Source organism: Microbacterium sp. K36 (assembly GCF_004794355.1).
Lineage (GTDB): Bacteria > Actinomycetota > Actinomycetes > Actinomycetales > Microbacteriaceae > Microbacterium > Microbacterium paraoxydans_D.
Window position 1 is genome coordinate 1 of sequence record NZ_SSDN01000025.1, and the last position, 2533, is coordinate 2533.

The 2533-nt window shown below is 71.0% G+C and carries 3 protein-coding genes; all 3 read left to right on the top strand.

Going from position 1 to position 2533, the window contains the following annotated elements; translation table 11 throughout:
• The first annotated feature begins 2 nt into the window (after nt 1-2).
• Genes DW296_RS00965 through DW296_RS00975 form a run of 3 tightly spaced genes read left to right on the top strand, consistent with a single transcriptional unit; the run spans nt 3 to nt 2404 of the window.
• Complete coding sequence (locus DW296_RS00965; protein WP_136050703.1) at nt 3-1010, top strand: AAA family ATPase; 1008 nt, start codon at nt 3-5, stop codon at nt 1008-1010.
• Nucleotides 1011-1041: 31 nt separating this feature from the next.
• The gene (locus tag DW296_RS00970; RefSeq protein ID WP_136050704.1) at nt 1042-1929 is read left to right on the top strand and encodes a DUF58 domain-containing protein; all 888 of its coding nucleotides are present in this window, start codon (nt 1042-1044) and stop codon (nt 1927-1929) included.
• Complete coding sequence (locus DW296_RS00975) at nt 1916-2404, top strand: hypothetical protein (protein WP_136050705.1); 489 nt, start codon at nt 1916-1918, stop codon at nt 2402-2404. The genes DW296_RS00970 and DW296_RS00975 overlap by 14 nt, the downstream gene beginning before the upstream one ends.
• Nucleotides 2405-2533: the final 129 nt, after the last annotated feature.

The following is a 2533-nucleotide window of genomic DNA, read 5'->3' on the forward strand; positions in this document are numbered from 1 at the left end:
CGATCGCCGCCGCGGCCCCCGCCGCCGCTCCGACCGACGCCGAGCTGGCGCGCGCCGGTGCCGTGCTGCAGACGATCTCCGACGCGTACTCCGCGAAGATGGTGGGCCAGGAGCGCCTGCGCACCAGCCTGCTCGTGGCGCTCATCGCCGGCGGCCACATCCTCCTGGAGAGCGTGCCCGGCCTCGCCAAGACCACCGCCGCCAGCACGCTCGCCGACACTGTGAAGGCGAAGTTCAAGCGCATCCAGTGCACGCCCGACCTCCTGCCGAGCGACATCACGGGCAACCAGATCTACGACGCCGCGACGGGCAGCTTCCGGACGGTGCTCGGCCCCGTGCACGCGAACTTCGTGCTGCTCGACGAGATCAACCGCTCCAGCGCCAAGACCCAGAGCGCCATGCTCGAGGCGATGCAGGAGCACCAGACCACCATCGGCGGCGAGATCCACCCGCTGCCGAAGCCGTTCCTCGTGATCGCGACACAGAACCCCATCGAGCAGGAGGGCACCTACGAGCTGCCCGAGGCGCAGATGGACCGGTTCCTCCTCAAGGAGATCGTCGAGTACCCGAGCCCGGCGGAGGAGTTCGAGATCCTCAGCCGCATCGACTCGGGAGTGCTCGACCCCGACCGCCACGTGCACAGCGCCGTCACGCTGGACGACGTGCACCTGCTGCAGGACGTCGCGAGCCGCATCTACGTCGATCCCGCGATCCGCAACTACATCGTGTCGATCGCGTACGTGACCCGGAATCCCGCGCCGTACATCGGGGACGAGCGCGCCCGCTTCATCAAGTACGGCGCGAGCCCCCGGGCCAGCATCGCCTTCCTCCAGGCCTCCCGCGCCCTCGCCCTCCTCAGCGGCCGGACCCACGTCCTTCCCGAGGACATCCGCGCCCTGCGCCACCTCGTGCTGCGGCACCGGGTGCTGCTGACGTTCGAGGCCGACGCCGAGGGCATCCGCAGCGAGGAGATCATCGACCAGATCTTCGCCGCCGTGCCCACCCCCTGACCCGTCGACACGTTCAGGGATCCCGCGCCCGATGCCCAGCCTCATCACGCAGGTGAAGAGCAAGCTCTTCATCCACTCGAACCGCAAGTCGCTGCACGCGCTCGACGGCGCCTACGCGTCGTTGCTGCACGGGCGGAGCCTCGACTTCGAGGACCTGCGCAAGTACGAGTACGGCGACCAGGTGCGCGACATCGACTGGCGCGCGACCGCCCGCCTCGGCACGCCGTTGGTCAAGCGGTCACGGGCCACGCGCATGCACACGGTGATGTTCGTCGTCGACACGGGACGCTCGATGACCGCTCTCGCCGCGGACGAGCGCTCGAAGAAGGACCTGGCGATCCTGGCGACCGGAGCACTCGGGGTGCTGACGCTCCGGCACGGCGACGACTTCACGGTCGTCTACGGCGACGCCTCGCGCGTCCGCCGCCTGGCCCCGGGGCGCAGCGAGGGCGCCCTCGAACACGCGCTGCGGACGATCGACCGCGCGGTCGACGACGCGGCGGCCCCCAGCGATCGGGACGCCCTGCTGTCCTTCGTCACGCGGACGATCGCGCGGCGCATGATCGTCGTCGTGCTCACCGACGAGGCCCCGGTGACCACCGAGACCGAGCGCCTGCTGCGCCGCCTGCGCGTGCAGCACGACGTCCTCTGGCTCACCCTGCGCGACGCCGAGCCGGTGCTCGACCACCGTTCCGCCCGGCTGCGGGCCGACGTCGACAGCCTCTGGGAAGTCCCCGATTTCATCCAGGGCGACCGCACGATCGTGAACGAGCTCCGTGCGCAGCGGGCGGCCGACGCCGCCCGGCTCGCCGACCTCCTCACGCGGATGGAGATCAGTCACGCCGCGCTCGACGGTCAGGACGACGCCGTTCCGCAGCTGCTGCACCTGTTGAACCGGAGGTCCGATGCCCGGTTCTGACGAGCTCTACCCGCCCGCGCAGTACGGGTGGGGATGGATGCTGCTCGCCCTCGGCATCCTGGCCCTGCTGATCGTCGGCACGTGGCTGCTGTTCCGGCTCACACGCCCCCGCACCGCCGCCTCCGGAGCGGCCTCGGGTGCCGGTCAGCCGTCCACGCTCGACGTGCTGTCCGCCCTGCGCTCGGAGTACCTCGACCGCATCGACCGCGTCGAGCACGACTACCGAGACCGCCATCTCTCCGCGCGGCAGGCGAACCTGGAGCTGAGCCGCGTCGTGCGCACGTTCGTCAACGAGTACAGCGGTCTGGAAGCACCGGTGCTCACCCTCGACGACCTCGTCTCCCGCGGCGTGCACCCGGCGCTCATCGACGCGATGGGCCGCCACTACTATCCGAGCATCTTCCGGCAGGGACCCGCCATCGATCCGGCCGCCGGCGCCGAAGCCGCCAGGACGGTGGTGCGCACGTGGCACTAGCGAACGTCTGGATGCTGGTCCTCGCCGCGGCGGTCGTCGTCGCCGCGGTGGCGATCGGCCTCGCGGTGGGCCTGCGCCGCCACCGGGACCGGCGCACCGCGGACACCGCTCGCGTGGCCAGGGCGGAGC